25 protein-coding genes and 1 riboswitch are annotated in these 25,169 nt (G+C 28.2%); of the genes, 22 read left to right on the top strand and 3 right to left on the bottom strand.

The window, feature by feature from the left end:
- Nucleotides 1-15 precede the first annotated feature (15 nt).
- The 7 genes from TEGL_RS18905 (at nucleotide 16) to TEGL_RS18875 (ending at nucleotide 5,330) form a co-directional block, all read left to right on the top strand.
- On the top strand, nucleotides 16-1,182 hold the full coding sequence (locus TEGL_RS18905; protein ID WP_018589997.1) for an amidohydrolase: 1,167 nt from the start codon (nucleotides 16-18) through the stop codon (nucleotides 1,180-1,182).
- Between the two features lie 98 nt (nucleotides 1,183-1,280).
- Nucleotides 1,281-1,400, top strand: a riboswitch (FMN riboswitch).
- A 105-nt stretch (nucleotides 1,401-1,505) separates the two neighbouring features.
- A complete protein-coding gene (locus tag TEGL_RS18900; protein WP_018589998.1) occupies nucleotides 1,506-2,114 on the top strand; it encodes an ECF transporter S component in 609 nt (202 codons plus the stop codon).
- A gap of 219 nt (nucleotides 2,115-2,333) precedes the next feature.
- Nucleotides 2,334-2,786 (top strand): tRNA (adenosine(37)-N6)-threonylcarbamoyltransferase complex ATPase subunit type 1 TsaE, encoded by a 453-nt coding sequence (gene tsaE / locus TEGL_RS18895; protein WP_018589999.1) that lies wholly within the window; start codon nucleotides 2,334-2,336, stop codon nucleotides 2,784-2,786.
- Nucleotides 2,786-3,502: a tRNA (adenosine(37)-N6)-threonylcarbamoyltransferase complex dimerization subunit type 1 TsaB gene (gene tsaB, locus TEGL_RS18890; RefSeq protein WP_018590000.1), complete on the top strand. Its 717-nt coding sequence runs from the start codon at nucleotides 2,786-2,788 to the stop codon at nucleotides 3,500-3,502. The genes tsaE and tsaB overlap by 1 nt, the downstream gene beginning before the upstream one ends.
- A complete protein-coding gene (gene rimI / locus TEGL_RS18885) occupies nucleotides 3,492-3,947 on the top strand; it encodes a ribosomal protein S18-alanine N-acetyltransferase (protein WP_018590001.1) in 456 nt (151 codons plus the stop codon). Before tsaB ends, rimI begins: the two co-directional genes overlap by 11 nt.
- A gap of 2 nt (nucleotides 3,948-3,949) precedes the next feature.
- Nucleotides 3,950-4,966, top strand: a complete 1,017-nt coding sequence (gene tsaD / locus TEGL_RS18880; protein ID WP_018590002.1) for a tRNA (adenosine(37)-N6)-threonylcarbamoyltransferase complex transferase subunit TsaD — start codon at nucleotides 3,950-3,952, stop codon at nucleotides 4,964-4,966.
- A gap of 19 nt (nucleotides 4,967-4,985) precedes the next feature.
- Nucleotides 4,986-5,330: a RidA family protein gene (locus tag TEGL_RS18875; RefSeq protein WP_018590003.1), complete on the top strand. Its 345-nt coding sequence runs from the start codon at nucleotides 4,986-4,988 to the stop codon at nucleotides 5,328-5,330.
- A gap of 48 nt (nucleotides 5,331-5,378) precedes the next feature.
- Here TEGL_RS18875 and abc-f read toward each other — a convergent pair whose 3' ends face one another.
- Nucleotides 5,379-7,292, bottom strand: coding sequence for a ribosomal protection-like ABC-F family protein (abc-f, locus tag TEGL_RS18870; RefSeq protein WP_018590004.1), 1,914 nt, complete (start codon nucleotides 7,290-7,292; stop codon nucleotides 5,379-5,381).
- 117 nt (nucleotides 7,293-7,409) lie between these two features.
- Between abc-f and TEGL_RS18865 the strand changes: the two genes are divergently transcribed.
- Nucleotides 7,410-8,042 (top strand): redox-sensing transcriptional repressor Rex, encoded by a 633-nt coding sequence (locus TEGL_RS18865; protein WP_018590005.1) that lies wholly within the window; start codon nucleotides 7,410-7,412, stop codon nucleotides 8,040-8,042.
- A gap of 60 nt (nucleotides 8,043-8,102) precedes the next feature.
- Here TEGL_RS18865 and TEGL_RS18860 read toward each other — a convergent pair whose 3' ends face one another.
- Both TEGL_RS18860 and TEGL_RS18855 read right to left on the bottom strand, forming a co-directional pair.
- Nucleotides 8,103-8,273 (bottom strand): DUF362 domain-containing protein, encoded by a 171-nt coding sequence (locus TEGL_RS18860; protein ID WP_018590006.1) that lies wholly within the window; start codon nucleotides 8,271-8,273, stop codon nucleotides 8,103-8,105.
- Between the two features lie 137 nt (nucleotides 8,274-8,410).
- Entirely contained in the window at nucleotides 8,411-8,581 is a 171-nt protein-coding gene (locus TEGL_RS18855) for a DUF362 domain-containing protein (protein ID WP_018590007.1), read from the bottom strand.
- A gap of 922 nt (nucleotides 8,582-9,503) precedes the next feature.
- Here TEGL_RS18855 and gdhA point away from each other — a divergent pair.
- The 14 genes from gdhA (at nucleotide 9,504) to TEGL_RS18785 (ending at nucleotide 25,161) form a co-directional block, all read left to right on the top strand.
- Nucleotides 9,504-10,847 carry an NADP-specific glutamate dehydrogenase gene (gene gdhA, locus TEGL_RS18850; RefSeq protein ID WP_018590008.1) on the top strand — a complete coding sequence of 448 codons (1,344 nt, stop codon included), beginning with the start codon at nucleotides 9,504-9,506 and terminating at the stop codon, nucleotides 10,845-10,847.
- A 184-nt stretch (nucleotides 10,848-11,031) separates the two neighbouring features.
- The gene (gene pyrB / locus TEGL_RS18845; protein ID WP_018590009.1) at nucleotides 11,032-11,955 is read left to right on the top strand and encodes an aspartate carbamoyltransferase; all 924 of its coding nucleotides are present in this window, start codon (nucleotides 11,032-11,034) and stop codon (nucleotides 11,953-11,955) included.
- Between the two features lie 119 nt (nucleotides 11,956-12,074).
- A complete protein-coding gene (locus TEGL_RS18840) occupies nucleotides 12,075-12,767 on the top strand; it encodes a dihydroorotate dehydrogenase electron transfer subunit (RefSeq protein WP_018590010.1) in 693 nt (230 codons plus the stop codon).
- Nucleotides 12,760-13,662, top strand: a complete 903-nt coding sequence (locus TEGL_RS18835) for a dihydroorotate dehydrogenase (RefSeq protein WP_018590011.1) — start codon at nucleotides 12,760-12,762, stop codon at nucleotides 13,660-13,662. Before TEGL_RS18840 ends, TEGL_RS18835 begins: the two co-directional genes overlap by 8 nt.
- 84 nt (nucleotides 13,663-13,746) lie before the next feature.
- Nucleotides 13,747-14,331 (top strand): orotate phosphoribosyltransferase, encoded by a 585-nt coding sequence (pyrE, locus tag TEGL_RS18830; protein WP_018590012.1) that lies wholly within the window; start codon nucleotides 13,747-13,749, stop codon nucleotides 14,329-14,331.
- A 190-nt stretch (nucleotides 14,332-14,521) separates the two neighbouring features.
- Nucleotides 14,522-15,400, top strand: coding sequence for a DNA-3-methyladenine glycosylase family protein (locus TEGL_RS18825; protein ID WP_018590013.1), 879 nt, complete (start codon nucleotides 14,522-14,524; stop codon nucleotides 15,398-15,400).
- Nucleotides 15,401-15,425: 25 nt separating this feature from the next.
- Nucleotides 15,426-16,904, top strand: coding sequence for a cardiolipin synthase (gene cls, locus TEGL_RS18820; RefSeq protein ID WP_018590014.1), 1,479 nt, complete (start codon nucleotides 15,426-15,428; stop codon nucleotides 16,902-16,904).
- A gap of 357 nt (nucleotides 16,905-17,261) precedes the next feature.
- Nucleotides 17,262-18,383, top strand: a complete 1,122-nt coding sequence (locus TEGL_RS18815) for a CDP-glycerol glycerophosphotransferase family protein (protein ID WP_018590015.1) — start codon at nucleotides 17,262-17,264, stop codon at nucleotides 18,381-18,383.
- A gap of 70 nt (nucleotides 18,384-18,453) precedes the next feature.
- The gene (locus tag TEGL_RS18810; protein WP_018590016.1) at nucleotides 18,454-19,191 is read left to right on the top strand and encodes an IspD/TarI family cytidylyltransferase; all 738 of its coding nucleotides are present in this window, start codon (nucleotides 18,454-18,456) and stop codon (nucleotides 19,189-19,191) included.
- Nucleotides 19,181-20,287 carry an NAD-dependent epimerase/dehydratase family protein gene (locus TEGL_RS18805; protein WP_018590017.1) on the top strand — a complete coding sequence of 369 codons (1,107 nt, stop codon included), beginning with the start codon at nucleotides 19,181-19,183 and terminating at the stop codon, nucleotides 20,285-20,287. Before TEGL_RS18810 ends, TEGL_RS18805 begins: the two co-directional genes overlap by 11 nt.
- Nucleotides 20,288-20,289: 2 nt before the next feature.
- Complete coding sequence (locus TEGL_RS18800) at nucleotides 20,290-22,173, top strand: LicD family protein (protein WP_018590018.1); 1,884 nt, start codon at nucleotides 20,290-20,292, stop codon at nucleotides 22,171-22,173.
- A 945-nt stretch (nucleotides 22,174-23,118) separates the two neighbouring features.
- The gene (locus TEGL_RS18795) at nucleotides 23,119-23,901 is read left to right on the top strand and encodes an ABC transporter permease (RefSeq protein WP_018590019.1); all 783 of its coding nucleotides are present in this window, start codon (nucleotides 23,119-23,121) and stop codon (nucleotides 23,899-23,901) included.
- Entirely contained in the window at nucleotides 23,901-24,635 is a 735-nt protein-coding gene (locus TEGL_RS18790; RefSeq protein WP_018590020.1) for an ABC transporter ATP-binding protein, read from the top strand. The genes TEGL_RS18795 and TEGL_RS18790 overlap by 1 nt, the downstream gene beginning before the upstream one ends.
- Before the next feature lie 241 nt (nucleotides 24,636-24,876).
- Nucleotides 24,877-25,161 (top strand): co-chaperone GroES, encoded by a 285-nt coding sequence (locus TEGL_RS18785; RefSeq protein ID WP_018590021.1) that lies wholly within the window; start codon nucleotides 24,877-24,879, stop codon nucleotides 25,159-25,161.
- The last annotated feature ends 8 nt before the right edge of the window (nucleotides 25,162-25,169 follow it).

Here is a 25,169-nt window from a genome sequence, read left to right as displayed (position 1 = left end):
AATGGAGGAGAATAAGTGATATTCATAAAAAATGGAACAATAAATACAGTAACTAAAGGAATAATAAATAGTAATATTCTTATAGATAATAAAAAAATAATAGAAATTGGTGATGAAATAGTAGCACCTTTGGATGCACAAGTAATAGATGCAAATGGGTGTTTAGTATTGCCAGGTTTTATAGATGCACATACGCATTTAGGTCTTTGGGAAGATGGAATGGGAGCAGAAGGTGCTGATGGTAACGAAGAAACAGACCCTGTGACTCCTCATTTAAATCCTATTGATGGCATAAATCCAATGGATAGAAACTTTACAGAAGCAGTTCAAGGTGGAATAACAGCAGTTTGTACTACGCCTGGAAGTGCTAATGTAATGGGTGGTCAGTGTATAGCTATAAAAACATTCGGTAGAATTATAGATAAAATGGTAATAAAAAATCCCGTTGCAGCTAAAATCGCTTTTGGAGAAAATCCTAAAAGTGTTTATGGTAGCGACGATAAAACTCCACAAACAAGAATGGCTATAGCAGCTTTAATTAGAGAAAATTTGAAAAAGGCAGAGGAATATCTAGAAGAAGTTGAAAGATGTGAGTTAGAAGAAGACGATGAAAGTAAACCAGAATATGATATTAAATACGAAAGTTTAATACCAGTACTAAAAAGACAAATCCCTCTTAAAGCTCATGCTCATAGAGCAGATGATATGTTTACAGCCATAAGAATTGCAAAAGAGTTTAATTTAAGATTAACGCTAGATCATTGTACAGAAGGGCATTTAGTTGTAGATGAATTGGTGGAAGAAGGATACCCAGTAATCGTAGGGCCTTCTCTTTCAGAAAGATCTAAAATAGAACTTCGTAACTTAACTTTTGAAACAGCGGGAATTCTTTCAAATGCAGGATTAGATGTTTGTTTAATGACAGATCATCCAGTCGTTCCCATTCAATACTTGCCTATATGTGCAGGGATAGCAATAAAACATGGAATGAAAGAAGAAAAGGCATTGGAAGCAATAACAATAAATCCAGCAAAAGTATTAGGAATAGACGATAAAGTTGGATCTATTGAAATTGGAAAAGATGCTGATATAGTTATTTGGGACAATAATCCTTTTGAGATAAATAGTCATGTATTATATACAATTATAGATGGAAAAATAGTTTATAAGAAAAATAAATAAACTGAAGTCATGCTTTGAGTTTTGCTGTCTAAAATATTATATTGACATAATGTATCTATTTAATTATTATAATAATATAATAAGAAATTAAAAAAATAGAAGATCTTCGGGGCAGGGTGAAATTCCCTACCGGCGGTTATAGCCCGCGAGCTACATTTGTAGCATGATTTGGTGAGATTCCAAAGCCGACAGTACAGTCTGGATGAGAGAAGAGAATTATGATATATACCATAATCCATTTTGAATATTCATAAGACTCGAAGGTTACAATTCTTCGAGTTTTTTTAATTTCAGAAAAATATTTAAAATTTGGAGGTTATATTATGCAAAATGTAATTAGAAAGCCAGGATTATCATCTGCAAAAACTATAGCAAAGGTGGGAGTATTATCAGCAATAGCTTATATTCTTATGTTTATAGCAGTGCCACTACCAATATTTCCGTCATTTCTAAAAATAGACTTATCTGATATACCAGCTATATTTGGTGGAATGTCTTTAGGGCCAATGGCAGGTCTTGCTATAGTTATAGTTAAAAACTTACTTCAAGGAATAACAGCAAGTACTACTGGAGGAGTTGGAGAATTTGCAAATGTAGTAATAGGTGGGTCTTATGTATTAATTATATGTTTATTTTATAAAAAGCTAAAAACTACAAAAGGAGTGTTAGCTGGAGGATTAGTAGGAATAGTAGCTATGACTATTATGGGATGTATAATGAATTACTTTATAATGATACCTTTATATGTAACAGTATATGGTATGCCATTAGAACAAATAATACAAATGGGAACTATAATAAATCCAAGAGTTACAGATTTAATGACTTTTGTAATATGGATGATTGCTCCTTTTAATATATTAAAAGCAGGTATAATGACAGTAGTTACACTACCATTATTCAAAAAGATGGAAAAAATACTTAGTAAATAAGTTTTAAAATAAAAAAGAGCTATTTTAGCTCTTTTTTTGTATTTATTAAACTTAGAATTTAAGTATATAAAGATAACCCCTTTATTATAAATGAAGGTTATTATATAATAATATCTAGTTGCACAAGAAAGAAATGACTAAAATACGGATTGATTTGACAATAATAATTAATAATATGAAAGTTAATTATAAGAAATAAAGGATTTTATGGTGATATAAATGAAAACAATTTTTTTAGACAAAGAAGAGAAAACAAGAGAGATTGGAGAAAAACTAGGTAAGTTACTTTTTCCAGGTAGTGTGATTTGTTTAATTGGAGATTTAGGAGCGGGAAAAACTACGATGACACAAAGTTTAGCTAAATCTTTAGAAGTAGACGATTATATTACAAGTCCAACATTTACTATAGTAAATGAATATGAAGGTCGACTACCTTTATATCATTTTGATGTGTATAGAATTGGATGTAGTGAGGAAATGTACGATATTGGATTTGATGAATATATAGATTCAGAAGGTGTTTGTATAATTGAATGGGCAAATATAATTGAAGACATACTACCAGAAGATTATTTAAAAATAGAATTAAATTATAAAGAAAATGGAAGAGAAATGGTACTAACACCATTTGGACAAAAATACGAAGAAATAGTTGAGGAGTTGACTAAATAATGAGGATACTAGGAATAGATACTTCTACCATGGCTGCAAATGTGGCAGTATTAGAAGATGACAAGTTAATTTGTGAATATAGTATAAACACTAAAAAAACTCATTCACAAAAACTAATGCCTATGATAGAAAATATGTTAAAACTTAGTGATATAGAAATTAAGGATATAGACGCCATAGGTATTTGTGTAGGACCGGGTTCTTTCACGGGACTTAGAATAGGAATGGCTACAGCAAAAGCTATGGCTCATGTAAATAATATTCCTTTAATAGGTATAAATTCTCTAGAAATACTAGGTGCTAACATGAATCTTTGTAATAAAAATATATGCGCTATATTAGATGCACAAAGAAATCAAGTTTATACTTGTAAATATATAGTTGAAGAAAATAAAAGTAAAGCATTAGAAAAAATAAGTATAATACAAATTGATGATTTACTAGAAGAATTATCAGTAACAAGTGAAGAATGGGTAATAGTTGGTGAAGCTGTTTATAAATATAAAGAAAAAATAGAAGCCATATCAAATATTACTATATCATCTCCATCAAATAACATAACTAAAGCAAGTAGTTTGTGTACTGTAGCAAAATATAAACTTGAACAAAATATATATGTACATAATTGTTATGACATAAATCCAATGTATATCAGAAAATCTCAAGCAGAAGAACAATATGAAGAAAAGCAAAAGAGGTTAAGAGATGGAAAATAATATTATAATAAGATCAATGACAATGAATGATGTGGATGCGGTTTATGTTGTAGAAGAAGATTGTTTCGTAGATCCTTGGTCAAAAGAATCAATAAAAAAAGAATTAAAAAATAACTTAGCTAGATATTTAGTTGCTCAGTTAGATGATAAAATAGTAGGATATGTAGGTGTTTGGTTTGTAGTTGATGAAGGTCATATTACAAACGTGGCAGTTCATAGTGAATATAGAGGTAAAAAAATTGGAGATAAACTTGTAAAAGAAATGGTTAAGTTATGTAAGGGAAATAATATAGTAGCCATGACTTTAGAGGTTAGATCATCTAATACAGTAGCACAAAATTTATACAGAAAGTATGGATTTAAAATGGGCGGTATAAGAAAAGAATATTATAGTGATAACAAAGAAGATGCCATCATTATGTGGAACCAGCTAAAAGAGGTGTAAAAATGAAGGATATAATAACATTATCGATGGAAAGTAGTTGCGATGAAACGGCAGTTGCTATTTTAAAAAATGGTAGAGAAATATTAGCAAATATAGTATCTACTCAAATTGAATTACATAAAAAATTTGGAGGCGTTGTACCAGAGGTAGCCTCTAGAAAGCATATAGAAAATATTGATGCTGTATTCCAAGAAGCAATAGATACAGCGAATATTGAATTAGAAGATATAGATCATATATCTGTTACATATGGACCAGGGCTTGTAGGAGCCTTACTTGTGGGACTTTCTTATGCAAAAGCATTGGCATTTTCTTTAAATAAACCACTTGTAGGGGTTAATCATATGCAAGGCCACATAAGTGCGAATTATATTGAACACAAAGATTTAAAGCCACCATTTATAACTTTAGTTGTATCTGGAGGTCATACTCATTTAGTAGAAGTAAAAGATTACAATCGTTATGAAATACTAGGAAGAACAAGAGATGATGCTTCAGGAGAAGCTTTTGATAAAATAGCAAGAGCTATGAATTTAGGATACCCAGGTGGACCAATAATTGATAAACTTGCTAAATTAGGAAATAAAAAAGCTATAGATTTCCCGAGGGCTTATATAGACGATTCATATGATTTTAGTTTTAGTGGATTAAAATCAGCAGTACTGAACTACTTAAATGGTCAGAAAATGAAAAATAATGAAATTGTAGTAGAAGATGTGGCAGCATCTTTCCAAGAAGCTGTTGTTGAAGTTCTTTCTACGAAAGCAATAAAAGCTGCTTTAGAAAAAAATTATAAAACAATTGCTTTATCAGGAGGCGTTGCAGCTAATTCAGCTCTTAGGGATAAGATTTCTCAAATGGGGAAAGAGCATGATATAGAAATTAAATATCCTTCATTATCATTGTGCACAGATAATGCAGCTATGATAGGTTGTGCAGGGTATTATAATTTTATAAATGGCAAAAGAGATGATATGTCTCTAAATGCAGTACCAAACTTAAAAATAGACACAATTTAATTTACAGGAGGAACTTAGTATGAGTATACAAAGATTTGAAGGAAATGGAAGAATGAGTAAGGCAGTTGTATTTAACAATACAATTTACTTATGTGGACAAACTTGCGGAGAAGGAGATATAAAAGAACAAACAGCTGGTGTTTTAGCGAAAGTTGAAGAATTATTAAATCAATATGGATCAGATAAAAAACATATATTATCTATAACTGTATATGTAAAAGATATGAAAGATTTCGCTGATATGAACTCAGTTTACGATGCTTGGATAGTAGATGGACATGAGCCAGCTAGAGCTTGTGTAGAAGCAAAAATGGCTAGAGAACAAATATTAGTAGAAATGTCAGTTGTTGCAGCTGTAAAATAGAAAAAAGTCCCTTTCGGGACTTTTTTTGAGTTAGGAAGTCATGCTTCTTTAAACTAATTCTTCCCAAGCTTCATACAGTGAAGAAAGTTTGTCTTCAAAAGTGATTTTTTCTTGGCTTACTTCTTTAGACCTATCTGGATTAGAATAAACTTCCTCTTGGCATAGAAGATTATCTAGTTTTTCTATTTTAGTTTCTAAATCTTCTATTTCTTGTTCAATATTTTTTATTTTAAATTTATTCTTTTTTTCTTTTTCACGTTGTTCTTTTTCTTTTCTTTTTTCTTCTTTTAATTGAGTTTTAGTTTTTTCTTCAACTTCAACCATGGCAGACATTTCTTCAGATTCTCTCTTTTTATTAATATAATAATCATAATTTCCAAGATACTCAGTTATGCCACTTTCACCCAAAACTAAAATTTTATCTACAACAGTATTTAAAAAATATCTATCGTGAGAAATAGTGAATATAGTACCTGTGTAATTTTCTAGGGATTCTTCTAAAACTTCTTTAGAATCTATATCCAAGTGGTTAGTAGGTTCATCTAGTAGTAAGAAATTTGCCTTAGATAATATTAATTTAAGAATAGCTATTCTGGCTCTTTCACCACCACTTAAGGTAGAGATTTTTTTGAATACTTCTTCATCTTCAAATAATAGAGAGCCTAACATACTTCTTATTTCTGTTTGAGTTAACTTTTCATTACTATCCCAAATTTCATCAATAATAGTATTATCTAAGTTTAAAGTTTTTTGTTCCTGATGGAAGTAAGAAACATTAACGTTAGTTCCAAGTTTAAAATCACCACAAATAGGAGTAAGTTCTTTCATTATTATTTTGAATAATGTGGATTTACCTATACCGTTAGGTCCAATAAGTGCAACTTTTTCCCCTCTATATATATCGAAATTAACGCCTTTAAATAAAACTCTTTCATCATAAGCCATAGATAAATCTTCAACGTGAAGAACATCATTTCCACTTGAGATGGAAGGATTAAACTGAATCTTAGCTTTTTTTCTATATGCTTCAGGTTTATCTAAAACATCTATTTTATCTAAAGCCTTTTCTTTGCTACGTGCTCTTTTTAGATGCTTTTCTCTTCCATAGGCTTTTAATCTTTCAATAGACTCTTCTTGTTTCTTCAAATCTTTTTGTTGATCTTCAAATTTTTTTAATTCAAGTTCTTTTTCAACTTTAGATAACTCTATAAATTTAGAGTAATTACCATTATAAGTTTTTAATCTTTTGTTATGAATCTCAAATACTCTATCAACAACCTGGTCTAAGAAATATCGATCATGAGATATTAGCATAACAGTTCCTTTATATTGCTTAAGGAAAAACTCTAGCCATTCTATTGCTTCAGAGTCTAAGTGGTTTGTAGGTTCATCTAGCAATAATAGAGTAGGTTTTTTTAGGAGTAATTTACCTAAAAGTACTCTAGTTTTTTCTCCACCAGACAAAATATTTATAGGTTTGTCCATATCCTCATCCTTAAAACCTAGTCCTTTAAGAACACCTTTTGCTTCAGATTTATATCCGTAACCATTTTTAGAAGCAAAATCTTCTAGAGCATGAGAATAATCATTCATAAGTTTTTCTAAAATAGAAGAGTTATCTTTGCTACCTTCTTCAGCAATTCTATGCTCCAACTCTCTTAAATAGTTTTCCATATCTATTAATGGTTTGAAAACCTCTAAAACTTCTTCTAATATAGTGTTATTAGAAAGGAAGTTAGTATTTTGTTGTAAATATCCTATTTCACAATCCTTAGAAGTATATATATCTCCCTCATCGTATCCATATTCACCAGATATTATTTTCATTAAAGTAGTTTTACCAGTACCATTTATACCGATAATACCGATTTTATTTCCTTCATTTACTGTAAAGCATATATTTTCTAAAATGGAATCTATTCCGAAACTTTTATACAAATTGTTACACGATAAAACAATCATAAATTTATACCTCCTTGAACTATCTAAAATTATAATGTTTTGGTATAATATAATCAAGAGTGTTATACTATTCACAAAAATAATAATAACAAAACAATTATACAGGGGGGTGAACTAATGGCTAATAAAAATATTTCAATGGCCGTTATAAGAAGATTGCCTAAATACTATAGATATTTAGGGGATTTGTTAAAAAAAGATATACAAAGAATCTCTTCTAAAGAGTTAAGTGATATAATTGGATTCACTGCTTCGCAAATTAGACAGGATTTGAACAACTTTGGAGGATTTGGCCAACAAGGATATGGGTACAACATCGAAGACTTACACACTGAAATAGGAAAAATTTTAGGTTTAGATAAGTCATATAGCGCGGTACTTATAGGTGCGGGAAATTTAGGTCAAGCAATAGCAAACTATGCAGGGTTTAGAAATGCCGGATTCGAGATAAAGGCATTATTTGATGCTAATCCTAAAGTGATAGGATTAAAAATAAGAGAATTTGAAATATTAGATTCGGATTTTATAGAAGAATATATAAAAGAAAATAATATAGATATCGGAATTCTGTGTGTGCCAAAAAACGGAGCTCAGCAGTTAGCAGATAGACTAGTTAATGCAGGAGTAACAGAAATTTGGAACTTTGCACCAATTGACTTAAATGTTTCTAAGGATGTAATAGTAGAAAACGTTAACTTAACTGAAAGTTTATTTACATTATCATACTTAATGAAAGAGGATCTTCTATAAGGATAATAAATTAAAAAAAGCTATTCAAATTATATTATATAATTTGAATAGCTTTTTTAATTAGTCTTGTTGTGGAGCTTCCACTGGACAAACACTATTACATGCACCGCACTCGATACACTCATCTGCATTTATTACGTAGATATCATCTCCAGCTGATATGCATCCTACTGGACATTCATCTGCACAAGCGCCACAGCTTATGCAAGCATCACCTATTTTGTAAGCCATTGATAGGTCCTCCTTGTTATGTTTAATTATAATGCAATATTATTATAACAAAATTTGATAAAAAAGTACAATGAGAAAACTATATAAAAAAAACTATTCAAGATAATTTATTATCTTGAATAGTTTTTATGTAGATATTATTCAGATACTATAGCATCGTTTGGACATGCATCAGCACAAGAACCACAATCTAAACATTCGTCTGCATTTATTTCGTATTTATCGTCCCCAGATATTATAGCATCGTTTGGACACTCATCAGTACAAGATCCGCAAGCTATACAATCGTCAGTTATTTTATAAGCCATTTTAGTACCCCTCCTTTGTCTTATATAATTAAGTTCATTATAGCAAAATTTACCAAATATAACAACAGAAAATTAGGCTTGTAAAATGGGAATAAAAATGGTTTTTAAGAGTTTATATAAGTGAGCTAAATAGATAATAAATGAATTGAAAATCTAAATAAAAGCTTGCTTAAAAAACATATATTATATAAAAATTAAATTAAATTGTAATTGAAACTTATTATTTTATAATTTAATTGAAAATTTTTTAAAATTTTTTGTCCTGTAAAAATATAAAATGAAAGATAATTTGTAGGGAATAATAACTAAATAATATAGTTAATATAAAAAACATATATGATTTTTATATATATTCGACAAAAAATAAAAAATATACATTATGAATTTTATTATATTATATAATTTAAATAGTCTGAATATTGAAAAATAAATTGCGGATTAAGTATGTAGATATTGAATAAATTTTAACTAAGTAATGATTAGATTGAATATGTTAAATGAGTTTAATTATTTTAGTGAAAATTAAGGAAAGGTATGGGATTTAAAGTGAAATACAAAAATTACATGGATAAGGTTTTCCTAAAACTGTGAATATGTCATAAATAAAACTGTTTTACAATATGAAAATTTTCATATGAATGAGTAAGAATTAACAATCTTCTTATTAAGAATCTAACAAATAAATACATTTAAAATAATAGTAATTATGGTTTTTAACTTTAAAATAGTAAAAACAATAGTGTCAAATATAACATCAATTAAACAAAAATTAAATTATAAATTAAACAAAAATTCAATTGCGCATAGGGATTTTACTATGCTACAATTCAATTGAGAGTAAGGAAAGTATAAAATCTTACCAATTAAATAACAAACATGAATGATAAATAAATTTACTTATTAATTAAGGGGGCTTTATAAAATGTCTAATTACGTACAAGAGTGTATCGAACTTTGTAAGAAAAATAATCCAGGTGAAGTAGAATTTCACCAAACAGTTGAAGAAGTTTTATCTTCATTAGCACCAGTAATGGAAAAACATCCAGAGTATGAAAAAGCTGCTATATTAGAAAGATTAACAGAACCAGAAAGAGGAATAACATTTAGAGTTGTTTGGACAGATGATAATGGTAATGTACAAGTAAATAAGGGATACAGATACCAATTCAATAGTGCAATAGGACCATATAAAGGTGGTTTAAGATTTGCGCCAAACGTTTACCCAGGGATAATAAAATTCTTAGGATTCGAGCAAATATTCAAAAATAGTTTAACTGGTCTTCCAATAGGTGGAGGTAAAGGTGGAGCTGACTTCGATCCAAATGGAAAATCTGATGCAGAAATAATGAGATTCTGTCAAGCTTTCATGACTGAATTATATAGACATATAGGACCAGAAACAGATGTACCAGCTGGGGACTTAGGTGTTGGTGCAAGAGAAGTAGGATATATGTTTGGACAATATAAAAGATTAGTAAATAGATTTGAAGGTGTTTTAACTGGTAAAGGACTTTCTTACGGTGGATTACAAGGAAGAACTGAAGCTACTGGATACGGAATAGTATTCTTTGCAAATGCAATGTTAGAAGCAAACGGAGAAAAATTAGCAGGTAAAGAAGTTGCTATATCAGGATTTGGAAACGTTGCTTGGGGAACTGCACAGAAATTAAATGAATTAGGAGCTAAATTAGTTACAATATCTGGACCAGATGGATATATATATGATCCAAATGGAATAAGTGGAGAAAAAGTTGCATATATGCTTGAATTAAGAAACTCAGGTAAAAACGTATGTGCTCCATATGCTGATAAATTCCCAGGATCTACTTTCGTAGCTGGTAAAAAACCATGGGAAGTAAAAGCTGATTTATATATACCATGTGCTACTCAAAACGAAATATTAATAGATGATGCTAAAACTATAGTTGCTAGTGGATGCAAATTCGTATGTGAAGGATCAAACATGTCTTCAACTAATGAAGCAATAAAATACTTACAAGACAATGGAATAATAGTAGGACCTTCTAAAGCTGCTAATGCTGGTGGAGTTGCTTGTTCTTGTATAGAAATGGGTCAAAACTCTGGTAAAACTGTATTTACTCCAGAACAAGTATATGCTCAATTAGAAAACATAATGGTTGGGATACATGATGCTTGTGCTAACGCTTCTCAAACTTATGGATTTGGATATAACTTAGTTGCTGGTGCAAACGTAGCTGGATTCTTAAAAGTAGCTGATGCTATGATGGCTCAAGGTTTAGTATAAAAATATAACAAACGTTTTCTTAGGAAAAGTATAAAGTTTAATATAAAGATAAAAACAGAAGATAGAAATATCTTCTGTTTTTTAATTGCTAAAAATATTGACATGAAAATGTAAAAGTGATAACCTACTAGAGATATGAAATACTTTTAAATTTAGTCCAGAGAGGCTAAAAAAGGAGGAAAATATGTTAAAATCAAGGAATTTAATCCAACCAGAAGACTTTTCTATTAAAGAAATAGATGAAATATTAAACTTAGCTGAGGATATTATAAAAAATCCATCAGCATATTCTCGCGTATGTGAAGGAAAATTAATGGCGACTTTATTTTATGAGCCATCAACAAGAACAAGATTAAGCTTTGAAGCTGCTATGAAACGTTTAGGCGGTGAAATAATAGGTTTCTCTGAACCAAATTCTTCATCAGCATCTAAAGGGGAATCATTAGGAGATACAATGAGAGTTGTATCTGGATATGTAGACCTTATAGTTATGAGACACCCTGTTGCAGGAGCGGCAGAAGAAGCTATTAAATACACGAGTGTACCATTCATTAATGCAGGAGACGGTGGAAATCAACACCCAACTCAAACCCTTACTGATTTACTCACAATAAAATCCCTAAAAGGAACTTTAAGTAATCACACAATAGGACTATGTGGTGATTTAAAATATGGAAGAACAGTTCATTCATTAGTAAAAGCAATGAATAGATACGAAAATAATAAATTTATTTTTATATCACCAGAAGAACTTAAAATGCCAGAATATATAAAAGAAAAAATTCAAAATAATTCATATTGCCAAACATCACATTTAGATGAATCTTTAAAAAATCTAGATTTACTTTATATGACTAGAATTCAAAGAGAAAGATTTGTTGATAGAGATGAATACGAAAGATTAAAAGATACTTATATACTAGATAAAGAAAAGATGGAGCATGCAAAAGAAGATATGTTTGTATTACATCCTCTACCAAGAGTAAACGAAATATCTACAGATGTGGATGATGATGAAAGAGCGGTTTATTTTAAACAAGCTACTTATGGTATGTATGTAAGAATGGCTTTAATTATGAAGCTATTAGGTGTAGATATAAACAATTAATAATTTATAGTTTTTAGTGAGATTAGAAAAGCGAATTTTGAGCAACGGAGTTACCTGAAGCGGTAGCGAAGGTATCTCGTTGGCGACATGAGCGAAGCGAATTTTATGGAGGATACAAAATGTACAAAGTAATTAGAAATGAGTATATTGGGGAAGAAATGTACTTAATGGAAGTAGAAGGAAATTTTAAAGGTGAAATGGGTCAATTTTATATGTTAAGAGCGTGGGATAATTATCCTTTATTATCAAGACCTATAAGCATTCATGATATAAATGAAAATAGTATAAGTTTCTTATACAAAGCTGTAGGAGAAGGAACAAAAATACTTAGTGAATTAAAACCAGAAGAAACAATAAAATTAGAAGGACCTTATGGTAATGGTTACGAAAAAGTAGAAGGAAAAGTAGCTTTAGTAGGAGGAGGAATAGGAGTTGCACCACTTTACCTAGTGGCTAAAAATATTCCGAATTGTGATGCCTACTTAGGATTTAGAAACGAACCTATATTAATAGATAAATATAATGAAGTTTGTAATGAGGTAAATGTTGCAATAGGAAATACATTTGTAACAGATATTATAGACATAGAAAAATACGATTATATATTAACTTGTGGACCAACACCAATGATGGAAAAACTAGTTAAAATGGTGGAAGGAACAAATACAAAATTATTCGTTTCTTTAGAAAACCACATGGCATGTGGCGTAGGTGCATGTTTAGTATGTACTTGCAAAACTAAATTTGGAAATAAGAAAACTTGTAAAGATGGCCCGGTATTCAGAGGAGAGGATGTGATTTTTAATGGCTAATTTAAATGTAAAATTTAAGGATCTTAATTTTAAAAATCCAGTAATAATGGCATCTGGGACGTTTGGATTTGGGAAAGAATACAATGAAATTTATGATATAGAAAAATTAGGTGGAATAAGCAGTAAAGGACTTACATTGAATCAAAAAGATGGAAATAATGGTATGAGAGTATTTGAAACTCCATCAGGAATGATGAATAGTGTGGGATTAGAAAATCCGGGGGTACAAGGATTTATAGATAAAGAACTACCTTTCTTCTCTGATTTAGATTTAGTGAGAATAGTTAATCTTGGTGGAGGAACATTAGATGACTATATAAAAGGTGCTGAACTACTAAGAGGAAGAGATGTGGATGTAATAGAGTTAAATATATCTTGTCCAAATGTAAAAGCTGGAGGAATGGCTTTTGGAATAAAAAATGAGGTTGCAAGAGAAGTTGTTAGAGAAGTTAGAAAAGTTGTAGATAAACCTCTTGTAATAAAATTATCTCCAAATGCTGAAGATATAGTAGGTATGGCTAGAGTATGTGAAGAAGAAGGAGCTGACGGAGTGTCTTTAGTAAATACATTCAAAGCTTTAGCAATAGATATAAATAAAAGAAAGCCTGTATTTGAAAATGTATATGCAGGATTATCTGGACCGGCAATAAAACCGATAGCTCTTAGAATGGTTAATGAAGTTTCTAAAAATATAGAAATACCAGTGTGGGGAATGGGTGGAATAACAAATGCCAATGATGCTATAGAATTTATAATGGCAGGTTCTTCTTGCATTCAAGTTGGAACGGCAAACTTTGTAAACCCAAGAATAGGACTTGAAATAATAGATGGAATAGAAAAGTTTATGAAGCAAGAAGGAATAAAAACTCTTGATGAAATAAGAGGAATTATATAAAAGTAGAGATAAAAATATAATATTTAATAAAATTACTAAAATTGAAGTTAAAAATATAAACATAACAAATTGGAGGAGTACAACATGAATAAAGTAGATGTAGTTGAAATATTAAAGAAAAGTGATGCACTATTAGAAGGACATTTTTTATTATCATCAGGAAAGCATAGTAATAAATATGTACAATGTGCAAAGGTATTAAGATTCCCTGAATATGCAGAGCAAGTATTAAGTACAGTTGTTGAGCAAATAAAAGACTTAGGAATAGATTTAGTAGTTGGACCAGCTATGGGCGGAGTAATAGTTTCTTATGAACTTGGAAGACAACTTAAAAAAGAATCAGTATTTACTGAAAGAAAAGACGGAGTAATGCAACTTAGAAGAGGGTTTGAAGTTAAACCAGGAGCTAAAATAATAATAGCAGAAGATGTTGTTACAACTGGTAAATCAACAATAGAAACTAAAAAATGCTTAGAAGCTTTAGGCGGAGATGTAATAGGAGTTGCTTGTATAGCAAACAGAACTAGCGAAGATATAGGAATGCCTATATACAGCGCTATAAAATTAGATATACAAGTTCATGAAGCTGATGAATGTCCTCTTTGTAAAGAAGGAAAAGAAGATTTAGTTAAGCCAGGAAGTAGAGAATTTAAAGAATTAGGAATGTAATTCATAAAAAATACCTAGATAAGTTATTATCTAGGTATTTTTTATGTTAAGATATGTGTAAATTGACAAAAATAAGGTATATATTATATAAGAATATAATTGTAAATTACTTCATTATAAAATTAAAGGATAGATTAGAGAAAAATAAAAAATAATAATAAATAGATTCAAATGAGAAAGGAAAGTAACTATGAATATTATAGAGAAAGATAATAAAATTATATTAGAAGGAATAAGTGACGATTTCGATCCACAACATGTGTTTGATTGTGGCCAGTGTTTTAGATGGTTAAAAGAAGAAGATAGTTCATATACAGGTGTAGTACAAGGAAGAGTTATAAATGTAAAAAAAGAAAATGATTTAATCATTTTTGATAATACTAATAAAGAAGACTTTGATAACATATGGTTTGATTATTTTGATTTAGGAAGAGACTATAGTGAAATAAAAAATGAATTAAAAACTATGGATGAATATTTAGAAAAAGCAACAGAATTTGGACAAGGTATAAGAATTTTACAACAAGATGGGTGGGAAATGCTTATATCTTTCATAATATCTGCAAATAATAGAATACCAATGATTCAAAGAGCTATAAATAACTTATCAGAAAAATATGGTGAGTTTATAGAAGAATACAGAGGTAAAAAATACTATGCTTTTCCAAAACCAGAGAAACTATGTAAAGCATCTGTAGAAGATATAAGAGCATGCCAGACAGGATTTAGAGATAAGTATATAAAAAGTGTCGCTGACTATGTTATTGAAAATAATGAAGATGTTTTATCTTATAGAGAATTGAGCACAGAAGAATGTATAAAAGAATTAGTTAAATTTAATGGTGTAGGACCAAAGGTAGCAGATTGTATTGCTTTATTTGGGATGCAAAAATATGATACATTTCCAGTGGATGTTTGGGTAAAAAGAGTTATGGAAGAATTTTATGTGGAAGATAATTTAAGTCTACCTAAAATAAGAAAGTTTGCATTAGAAAAGTTTGGTGATTCAGCAGGATTTGCACAACAATATTTGTTCTACTATGCGAGAGAATTAGGTATAGGTAGATAAGACGTAAGGAGATGAAAATAATGATATGGTTTTAAAAATCATTTTAGTACTCTTTTATATACTAAGTATTATTATTTCTATAAAACTTATATTAGAAAATAGGGATCCTTCAAAAACATTAATATGGATTTTGATTTTTATGTTATTTCCAGTTATAGGTATATTGTTTTATGCTATATTAGGAAGAAATATTAGAAAAATAAAAATGAAGAAAACCTATAAAATGGCAAATAATATGAAAAAAGAAAATCTTTTATTTAACTTGGATGAAATGAAAGAATTAGCACAAGGTCAAAGTACAATGATAAAAGAAGGAAAGCTACCCTATGGTAAGAATATAGACTTTAGAGTCTTAAGAATAGTTAGTTTATTACTTAATACAGGAATTTTCCCATTCACTATTAATAATAATGTAGAAATTTATGTGGATGGAAATGAAAAATTTGAAAATTTAATAAAAGATATACGAAATGCAAAAGACCATATTCATTTAGAATATTTTATAATTAAAGACAGTGAAATTGGAGAAAAAATAAAAAAAGAGCTAATAGATAAAGCTAAATCTGGTGTAAAAATAAGAATAATTTATGATGATGTAGGTTGTTGGAGATTTTGGTTTCATAGAAAATTTTTCAATGAAATGCGAACTTATGGCATAGAAATAATTCCATATTTAAAAGGTAAGATTACAATACCCATAGGAGGACAGCTTAATTATAGAAATCATAGAAAGATTGTAGTTATAGATGGACAAATAGGATACACCGGTGGAATAAATATAGGTGATGAATATATAGGTAAAAATAAAAAATTTGGATACTGGAGAGATACTCATATAAGAATAGAAGGAACATCAGTTTATATGCTACAGATGATTTTTTTAACTGATTGGTATTACAATACAAAAAAAGTATTATTAAAAGAAAATTTATTTCCTAAGTTAAAGGATAAAGGTAGCTGTATGATGCAAATTGTGGCTAGTGGTCCAGATTCAGATTGGGAGTCTATGCATTATGCTTATTTTTATGCTATATGTCAGGCTAAAAAAAGTATATATATAGAAACCCCATACTTTATACCAGATGAAAGTTTGTTAAAAGCTTTAAAATGCGCAGCTTTAAGTGGAGTAGAACTTATAATTTTATTTCCGGAAATTGCAGATCATAAAATTGTAAATACTGCATCCTATTCTTATTTTCAAGAAATATTAGAATCTGGTGGGAAGGTATACTTATATAATAAAGGTTTTTTACATTCAAAGGTTATAATTATTGACAATTTTATGGCATCTACAGGATCTGCCAATATGGATCTTAGAAGCTTTAAATTGAATTTTGAAGTTAATGCTTTTATATATGATGAAAATATTATTAATGAAATAAAAGATGACTTTTTAGAAGATTTAAAACATGGAAAAGAGTTAAAACAGAATATGTTTGAAAATCGAAAAATAGTTAATAAAATAAAAGAATCAGTTTGTAGATTATTTTCACCAATACTATAAAAAATAGGGAGTATATCAGTATGATATATCCCTATTTTTTATTATACATTTTAATTTCCAACACAATTATTGATAAACTAATATTAATATAGGATATATAAAAATATAATATAAAATCGCAAATATTGTCACTAAATGGTATATTAATATTATTCATTAGGAAATAACTTTCTGTGGTACTATTAATTTTTTCAATTTACTTTTTATTATATAGATTGGATATTGAATGAAGACAATTTTGACTGCAGTATATTATAACAAAAAGTTGTATATATTTTGTTTTACAATTGAAAGAAAGATTTGAATATGATAACATAAATGGTAGTAAAAATATTGGAATAATAAGGAAAAATATATATGAATATAAATTTTTTTATAAAACAATGTATAAAAATGGGTGTACAGAATGTTTTACTGCCTATAGTTTATAAAATATATAGCAGAAATCCTGTTAATAATAGTTTAGTTATTTTTGCAGATGCACATCATAAAGAAATACCTTATAGCATGAAACTAATGAAAGAGAAATTTGAAGATACAAATTTCAAAGTTGAAGAATGTTATGCGGACTATCAATCTAATTCATATATAAAAGTTATTTATGAAATGATTAGATTTATGAAACTATATGCAACAGCAAAATATGTATTTATTTGTGATAATTTTTTGCCAGTATCTTCTTGTAAAAAAAGAAAAGATACTGTGGTTGTACAATTATGGCATGCAGGTGGTATATTAAAAAAATTTGCTTATGATACAGATGATGATATACCTAATTACTATAAAGGAAATGTATTTAAAAACTATGACCTTGTAACTGTTAGTGATGAATGTTGTATACCGATATATGAGAGTGCTATGAAGTTGGATAAAGGAGTAGCAAAAGCCACGGGATTAAGCAGAACAGATTCATTCTTTTTAGATTCACATATACAAAATTGCCGTAAATTGTTTTATAAAAAGCATCCAGATGCAATAGGCAAAAAAATAGTTTTGTGGGCTCCGACATTTAGAGGAAAAGCAAATAATCCTTTTATATTAGGAGAGGACTATATAAATGAATTAGGGAAAAAAATAGGCAAAGAGTGGTATGTTTTGACTAAAGTACATCCACATTTAGACTCTAAAAGTCGTATTTCTAATACTGATATACATACAGAAGAGTTATTATTAGTTATAGATATATTGATAACTGATTATTCTTCAGTTATTTTTGATTATATATTATTAAAGAAACCTTTGATTTTATTTATACCAGATTATGATGAATATAAGCAAAAAAGAGGTTTTTATATACCACTTGAATCTATTCCTGGACGAATAGTTAAAGATGGAAAAGAACTAGATAAAGAATTATTAAATGAATATAATAACTTTAATGTTGAAAAAATCAGGCAATTTTCAAATCAGTACATGAGTAAATGTGATGGAAACTGTACTGAGAGATTATTCGACATGTTATTAAAGGAATTTAATTAAATTTATATTTAGTTTTTACAAATACACAAAATAAAATAGACAAGTATAGTGTATAAGGGGGAAAGGTTAAATGATTTCAGCAGTTATATTTGCAGGTGGAGTTGGTTCTCGTATGAAATATTCAGACATACCAAAACAATTTATAGAGGTAGAAGGAAAACCAATTATAATTCATACATTAGAAAAATTTGACAATCATCCACAAATAGATAAAATTGTAGTTTCATGTTTAGAAAACTGGATTCAAATACTAGAATGGGAAATACAAAAATATAATTTAGAAAAAGTTGTAAGCATAGTAAAAGGTGGCAGTAATGGTCATGAATCCATACATAATGGATTAGTAGAATTAGAAAAAAATTCATCAGAAGATGACATTGTATTAATCTGTGATGGTGTACGTCCTATGATAACTGAACAGCTTATAACAAATTGCATAGAAGAAACTAAAAAATATGGTACAGCAGTACCTGTAACTCCTAGTATAGATTCTGTATTAGAAAGTAATGATGGAGTTTTCTGTAATAAAAATTATGAAAGAAGTACAATGTATATAACCCAAGCTCCACAAGGATATTATATGGAAAAAATAATGTGGGCACATGATGAAGCAAAAAGAAGAAATATAGATGCACCAACATCATCAAGTGAATTATTAATAGAACTAGGTGAAAAGGTACACTTATTCATAGGAGAACGTCAAAATATTAAAGTTACCACACCAGAAGATTTATATACTTTAAGGTCTAGTTACTATTATGATCACTATAAAAGTTTTGCTAAGGAGGAATTGAAATTTGGATTATAAAATAAAGTCAAATGTTAATGAATTTGTATACAATGATGCTTATGAAATTACACAATCAGAAATTCCATGGGAAAGTTTTAATAATAAAACTATATTAATTACTGGAGCAGGTGGGTTTATAGGATATTATTTAACATTATCATTACTTTTAAGAAATGATTTACATAATCAAAATTTAAAAGTAGTTGGAATGGTACGTAATGAAAAGAATGCATCGGCTAAATATGGAAAATTATTAGACAGAGATGATTTTAAATTAGTAATACAAGATGTTTGCAATGAGTTTGTTATAGATGAAGAAGTAAATTATATTGTACATGCGGCAAGCAATGCAAGTGCATGGCACTTTGAAAATAAACCAGTTGAAACAATAAATGCTAATCTTATAGGAACTATGAATGTTTTAGAATTTGCAAGAAAAAATAGTGATTGCAAAGTATTATTCATATCAAGCTTGAAAGTTTATGGAAGTGTTCATGATGGATCAAAAGATTTAAAAGAAGATAATATAGGATACATAGATCATACTTCATATAAAAATTGTTATGCACAAGGAAAAAGAGCTGCAGAAACATTATGTGCTACATATAATAAGGAGTATGGATTAGATATTAAAATAGCAAGGCCAAGTTATATTTACGGTGCAAGTAAATTAGACGATGATCGTGTATGGGCGCAGTTTTTTGCTAATGTAGTAAAGAAGCAAAATATACTTTTAAAAAGTAATGGAGCTACAATGAGATCTTTTTGTTATGTTACAGATACGGTATCAGCTTTGTTGACTATCTTATTAAAGGGTGAAAATATAAGACCATATAATATATCATCTGAAGAAAATAATGTAACAATACGTGATTTTGCTAAAATGTCAGTAAATGTTTTTCCAGAAAGAAAGTTATCTTTAAGTTTTGCTAATAAAAGTGATGAAATTGAACCTATACAGTCTTATTTTTCAGCAACTCCTGAAATATTAAACAATAACAGGTTAATGAGTATTGGTTGGCTACCTAAAGTTAATTTAAAAGAAGGTATTATAAGATCAATAAATACTATTGAAGAACAAAATAAAGACGTGTTATTAATGGAAGGGAAATAGGGATGTTATTAAGAGAGTTTTTAAATGAGTTTGAATTAGACTATGCTCAAGCTCCAACGAGGGTTAAAAAATACCCTTTTGGTCAATTGTGCAATAAAGAGATTGTATTAATTGGGGATGGAAATGATACATTTACGCGTTCGGTTGTATATTCTTTTTTAAATTTAAATGATCAAAAAGACTTAAATATTAAAGTTACTTTAGTACCAATAGGTAATATTGATAATAATATTTATAGAAGTGAACTTATAAATAGAGAAGATTTTTTTGTAAAAGAGTTAAATGATATAGATGAATGTGAACATGTAATTTTAACTGGGCTATGTAATAAAGAAATAAAATCAAATGCTAGTGAATATATGCATATTATAGATAACTATACAAGTATATTTGAGAAAATTAGCAAAATTTCTTTTGAACGATTAATTTTTATGTCTGATTATCGTGTTAATGGAAAAATACCTAATAAAATGATAGCATCTGAATATGAAAAATTTGATAATATTAATAATTTTGAACAAATGATTCTTCAGAGTTTAGAATCATTATGCATATGTTATAGTAAAGAAAATAACTTTAATTATACTATAATACGAACAGCTATGGCTTATGGTGCATGTGTCGATTTCAATGGTAATTTTTTAAAAGAGTTCGTAAAAGATGCAAATGAAAAAGAATATGTTAATTTGGATGATAGACAGTTTTCATTTATATATATTAGTGACATTTTAACAGCTATTTTTTATGCATTAAAAAAATGTCCTACTAATAAAATTTATAATGTTGATGGATTACAATCTACAGTATCTAGTACAGAAATATTAACATTATTAGTAAATAACAACTTAGTTAAAGCTGATATAAACATTATTAATAAAAATCATAAAGATTTTGAACAATATGATTTTAGTATTAATAGTCTGAAAATAAGACATTATAAATGGTGTCCAAAAGTATGCTTAGAAGATGGTTTGATTCTTATGGTAAAGAGTATTTACAATAGGGATGAAACTTTTATATTTGATAATACATACCATGGTAAGTTAAAAACTGTACATGAAATTTTATTAGCGTACATATTGGAAATTGACAGGATTTGTAAGAAACATGATATAAAGTACTTTTTAGCAGGAGGAACATTATTAGGAGCAATTAGACATAAAGGATTTATACCATGGGATGATGACGCAGATGTAATGATGTTAAGAGAAGATTATGATAAATTTCTTAAAGTGGCCCAAGATGAATTGCCTTCAAATTTATTTGTTCAAAATCCTAGAACTGAAGAATTAAACCATCATGTATTTACAAAGATAAGAATGGATAATACACTATTTGCAACTAGACATACAGGTAAATTTATGAAAATGCATAATGGTATTTTTATAGATATATTATCGCAAGATAATACATCAAATAATAAATTTATTCAGAACTTGCATATATATGCTACTTTAATTACAAGGTCAATGGTATTCAATAAATGGGCTAATAAAAAAATGAAAACAGGTGGAAAACATCCTGTGTTGTGTAAAATAGGAAATTTTATGAAGAATAAATGTTCATATAAATTTTTAGAGTATTTACAAGATAATATTATAACTTTATTCAAAAATAGTAAAAAAGCAGAGTACTTATATGATGGAATGGGAAGAAATTTAAGAAGAGGAGTATTCCCAAAAGAATGGTTAGATGAAGTTATTTATGTAGATTTTGAAGGATATAAACTACCTGTACCAAAACACTATGATGAATATCTTACATATTTATATGGAGATTATATGCAAATGATTCCTGTTAGCCAAAGAAGAACAAGTCACAGCATAGTACTTATGGATTTAGGTGAATATACAAACTTTAAACTTATTAATGAAAATGTAGATTAAGAAATACATTACAAGGATAAAATATTTCTATATATTCAGATGAAAATAAATGATAGAATCTTAAATAAAAAGATAAATCTAAGCAGTAGAAAATTAATTGGCTGGATTTATCTTTTTATTTAATTATTTAGATAAAAATGGTTTGAAATTAATATATATTCCTAAATTCGCCAATAAAGTGATTATAATTTAATGAAAAGAAGCTGTTAAATTGTAAAAGTGGAGATTATATAACTTATATTTTGACAGTTATTTTTATGGTTTTTGTTTTATAGAATATATCAGAATACAGTTGTTGTTTTAGTTGTATAGATAAAATATAATGTAACAAAGTGATGGTATAGCAATGTAAGTATGTAATTAATATATAGAAAAAAACAGGACTAAGAAGTAGAGGTATAAATTTATGCTAAAACTAACTAGTCTACCAATATATAATAGATTAACAATTAACAACAAAAACAAATTTTAATCGCTATATCATGAAAAAGTGAGTATTTATTGCTATTGAAGAAAAAGAAGAAATAAAGCTTTATTACTCGGTGTCTAATTATACAGAGTGATTTAAAATGTATAATAAATTAATAGAAAATACCTACGGAGCACGGTTTAAATGCAAATAACTATTAAGTACTAGTTGGATTTTGTATAGATGAAAAAATCTATATTTTGTTATCAAAATCCTGAATTGTTATCATGCTATAAAAAAAGCGGATTTTCATATAATAAGGTGAATTTTGGAAAAATATGTTATAATAATAGTTGCCTGGTTGATGAATTATTTATAAATATGAAAAAATTATAAAATTGAATTACTATATAAAAATAGCTAATGATTTATTTGAATTTAGTGATTATAACGGTTGTAAAAGAATTTATAATGATTTAAAGAATTATCAAAAAGGAATTTAGACAAAGATATATTTGTTAGAGGAGAGAAAAAATATGGGACGATTTATTAATGATGTTAAAAAATATTATAATTATACTATTTATTCAGCTAAATCAGAACTTAAAGCAGAAGTATCAAATTCATATCTAAACTGGGTTTGGTGGGTATTAGAGCCTTTGTGTTTTATGATGATTTATGCTTTTATATTTGGCGTTGTATTTAATTCTAAAGAAGAACATTTTTTAGTGTTTATATTTGTTGGTATAACAGCCTGGGATTTCTTTAATAGAAATATGAAACAAAGTATTACAATGGTTAAGAAAAATAAGGCGATAGTATCTAAAGTATATATACCTAAATTTATACTTATACTTTCAAAAATGTGTGTAAATGGGTTTAAAATGTGTATTTCACTGGGAATTGTAATTATTATGATGATTATAAGTAAGGTTGAAATAACACCAAATGTATTGTACTTTATACCTATAATGATGACTCTTTTAATAATTAATTTTGCTTTTATGACTATATTATTACATTTTGGGGTATTCGTAGAAGATCTGTCTAATGTAGTAAACATTGTATTAAGGGCAGTATTTTATATGACTGGGATTTTCTATTCAATAGAATCTCGAATTGATTCTCCCTATTCAGATATATTATTAAAATGTAACCCAATAGCATTTATACTATCTTCATTAAGAAAATGCTTGCTATATGGAGAAACTCCATCAAGAAAGTTATTGCTACTTTGGATGATTATAGGAATAATAATATCAGTAATAGGAGTAAAAACAATATACAAAAACGAAAATAGTTATGTGAAGGTGATATAATGTCAGAAAAATCAATAGCCATAGAAGTGAATGATTTAAGTATTACATATAAAAGTTTAAAAGCTTATTCAATAAAAAGAAATTTATTAAAACTAAAAAAAGTAGATGTGAAGAAATTTAAAGCAGTAAATGATGTTTCTTTTAAAGTTGAGGAAGGTCATATATTAGGAATAATAGGTAAAAATGGAAGTGGTAAATCCACGATGTTAAAAGCACTAGCTGGTATATTCTCTCCAGATGAAGGATCAATCAATTTACATAATAAATCAGTATCACTATTATCAATAGGTGTTGGGTTTAATAAAAGTTTATCAGGAAGAGAAAATATTATGTTATCTGGAATGCTACTTGGATTTTCAGAAGAAGAAATAAAAAGTAAAATGAATGAGATAATAGAGTTTGCGGAACTTGGACAATTTATAGATATGCCTGTAAAAACATATTCTAGTGGTATGTTTTCGAAGCTAGCTTTTTCTATTACGGCTATATTAGAAACAGATATAATGCTTATTGATGAGGTTCTAAGTGTAGGAGACCAAAAGTTTAAAAAGAAAAGTTATGCGAAAATGAAGAGTCTTATTTCTGATAGAAAAAGAACAGTAGTTATAGTTTCTCATAACATTTCTACTTTAAATGAGCTTTGTGATACTGTAATGTGGATGCATGATGGTGTAATTAAAATGATGGGGGAACCTAAGGAAGTTCTCGATCATTATGTGGAATTTATGAAGTAACTAAGTTTACCCTTTCTAATATGAAAGGCGTAAACTTTTTTTATATCATAAAATATAAAATAATATGGTATAAAAACAAAGTTTAATGATAAATATTTATATAGAAATAAAGGTTCAAAAATAGGTTGAAAATTTTATGAAAATGGTTTATTATTATCTTGTTAGCACTCTAAGATATAGAGTGATAAAAATAATAATAACTAAATTTAATAATACAATTCTATTTTAGGAGGGATAAATTATGAAAATAAGACCTTTAGCAGACAGAGTAGTAATCAAAAAAGTTGAAGCAGAAGAGAAAACTGCAAGTGGTATTATTTTACCAGGTTCAGCAAAAGAACAACCACAAATGGCACAAGTTATAGAAGTTGGGCCAGGAGGCTTCGTAGATGGAAGTGAAGTAAAAATGGAAGTTGAAGTTGGAGATAAAGTAATATACTCAAAATATGCAGGGAATGAAGTTAAAATAGACTCAGAAGAATACATAATTTTAAGACAAAGCGATATATTAGCTGTTATTGAGTAAAAATTAGG

It is taken from the genome of Terrisporobacter glycolicus ATCC 14880 = DSM 1288 (assembly GCF_036812735.1).
GTDB lineage: Bacteria > Bacillota > Clostridia > Peptostreptococcales > Peptostreptococcaceae > Terrisporobacter > Terrisporobacter glycolicus.
Note: the sequence above shows the minus strand (reverse complement) of the source record. Positions and strands in the feature narration are given on the sequence as shown.

Bases quoted from the DNA above. Each gene is read 5' to 3' on its own strand.
- TEGL_RS18900 (WP_018589998.1), top strand. From the start codon at position 1,506: ATGCAAAATGTAATTAGAAAGCCAGGATTATCATCTGCAAAAACTATA.
- tsaE (WP_018589999.1), top strand. From the start codon at position 2,334: ATGAAAACAATTTTTTTAGACAAAGAAGAGAAAACAAGAGAGATTGGA.
- tsaB (WP_018590000.1), top strand. From the start codon at position 2,786: ATGAGGATACTAGGAATAGATACTTCTACCATGGCTGCAAATGTGGCA.
- rimI (WP_018590001.1), top strand. From the start codon at position 3,492: ATGGAAAATAATATTATAATAAGATCAATGACAATGAATGATGTGGAT.
- tsaD (WP_018590002.1), top strand. From the start codon at position 3,950: ATGAAGGATATAATAACATTATCGATGGAAAGTAGTTGCGATGAAACG.
- TEGL_RS18875 (WP_018590003.1), top strand. From the start codon at position 4,986: ATGAGTATACAAAGATTTGAAGGAAATGGAAGAATGAGTAAGGCAGTT.
- abc-f (WP_018590004.1), bottom strand. From the start codon at position 7,292: ATGATTGTTTTATCGTGTAACAATTTGTATAAAAGTTTCGGAATAGAT.
- TEGL_RS18865 (WP_018590005.1), top strand. From the start codon at position 7,410: ATGGCTAATAAAAATATTTCAATGGCCGTTATAAGAAGATTGCCTAAA.
- TEGL_RS18860 (WP_018590006.1), bottom strand. From the start codon at position 8,273: ATGGCTTACAAAATAGGTGATGCTTGCATAAGCTGTGGCGCTTGTGCA.
- TEGL_RS18855 (WP_018590007.1), bottom strand. From the start codon at position 8,581: ATGGCTTATAAAATAACTGACGATTGTATAGCTTGCGGATCTTGTACT.
- gdhA (WP_018590008.1), top strand. From the start codon at position 9,504: ATGTCTAATTACGTACAAGAGTGTATCGAACTTTGTAAGAAAAATAAT.
- pyrB (WP_018590009.1), top strand. From the start codon at position 11,032: ATGTTAAAATCAAGGAATTTAATCCAACCAGAAGACTTTTCTATTAAA.
- TEGL_RS18840 (WP_018590010.1), top strand. From the start codon at position 12,075: ATGTACAAAGTAATTAGAAATGAGTATATTGGGGAAGAAATGTACTTA.
- TEGL_RS18835 (WP_018590011.1), top strand. From the start codon at position 12,760: ATGGCTAATTTAAATGTAAAATTTAAGGATCTTAATTTTAAAAATCCA.
- pyrE (WP_018590012.1), top strand. From the start codon at position 13,747: ATGAATAAAGTAGATGTAGTTGAAATATTAAAGAAAAGTGATGCACTA.
- TEGL_RS18825 (WP_018590013.1), top strand. From the start codon at position 14,522: ATGAATATTATAGAGAAAGATAATAAAATTATATTAGAAGGAATAAGT.
- cls (WP_018590014.1), top strand. From the start codon at position 15,426: ATGGTTTTAAAAATCATTTTAGTACTCTTTTATATACTAAGTATTATT.
- TEGL_RS18815 (WP_018590015.1), top strand. From the start codon at position 17,262: ATGAATATAAATTTTTTTATAAAACAATGTATAAAAATGGGTGTACAG.
- TEGL_RS18810 (WP_018590016.1), top strand. From the start codon at position 18,454: ATGATTTCAGCAGTTATATTTGCAGGTGGAGTTGGTTCTCGTATGAAA.
- TEGL_RS18800 (WP_018590018.1), top strand. From the start codon at position 20,290: ATGTTATTAAGAGAGTTTTTAAATGAGTTTGAATTAGACTATGCTCAA.
- TEGL_RS18795 (WP_018590019.1), top strand. From the start codon at position 23,119: ATGGGACGATTTATTAATGATGTTAAAAAATATTATAATTATACTATT.
- TEGL_RS18790 (WP_018590020.1), top strand. From the start codon at position 23,901: ATGTCAGAAAAATCAATAGCCATAGAAGTGAATGATTTAAGTATTACA.
- TEGL_RS18785 (WP_018590021.1), top strand. From the start codon at position 24,877: ATGAAAATAAGACCTTTAGCAGACAGAGTAGTAATCAAAAAAGTTGAA.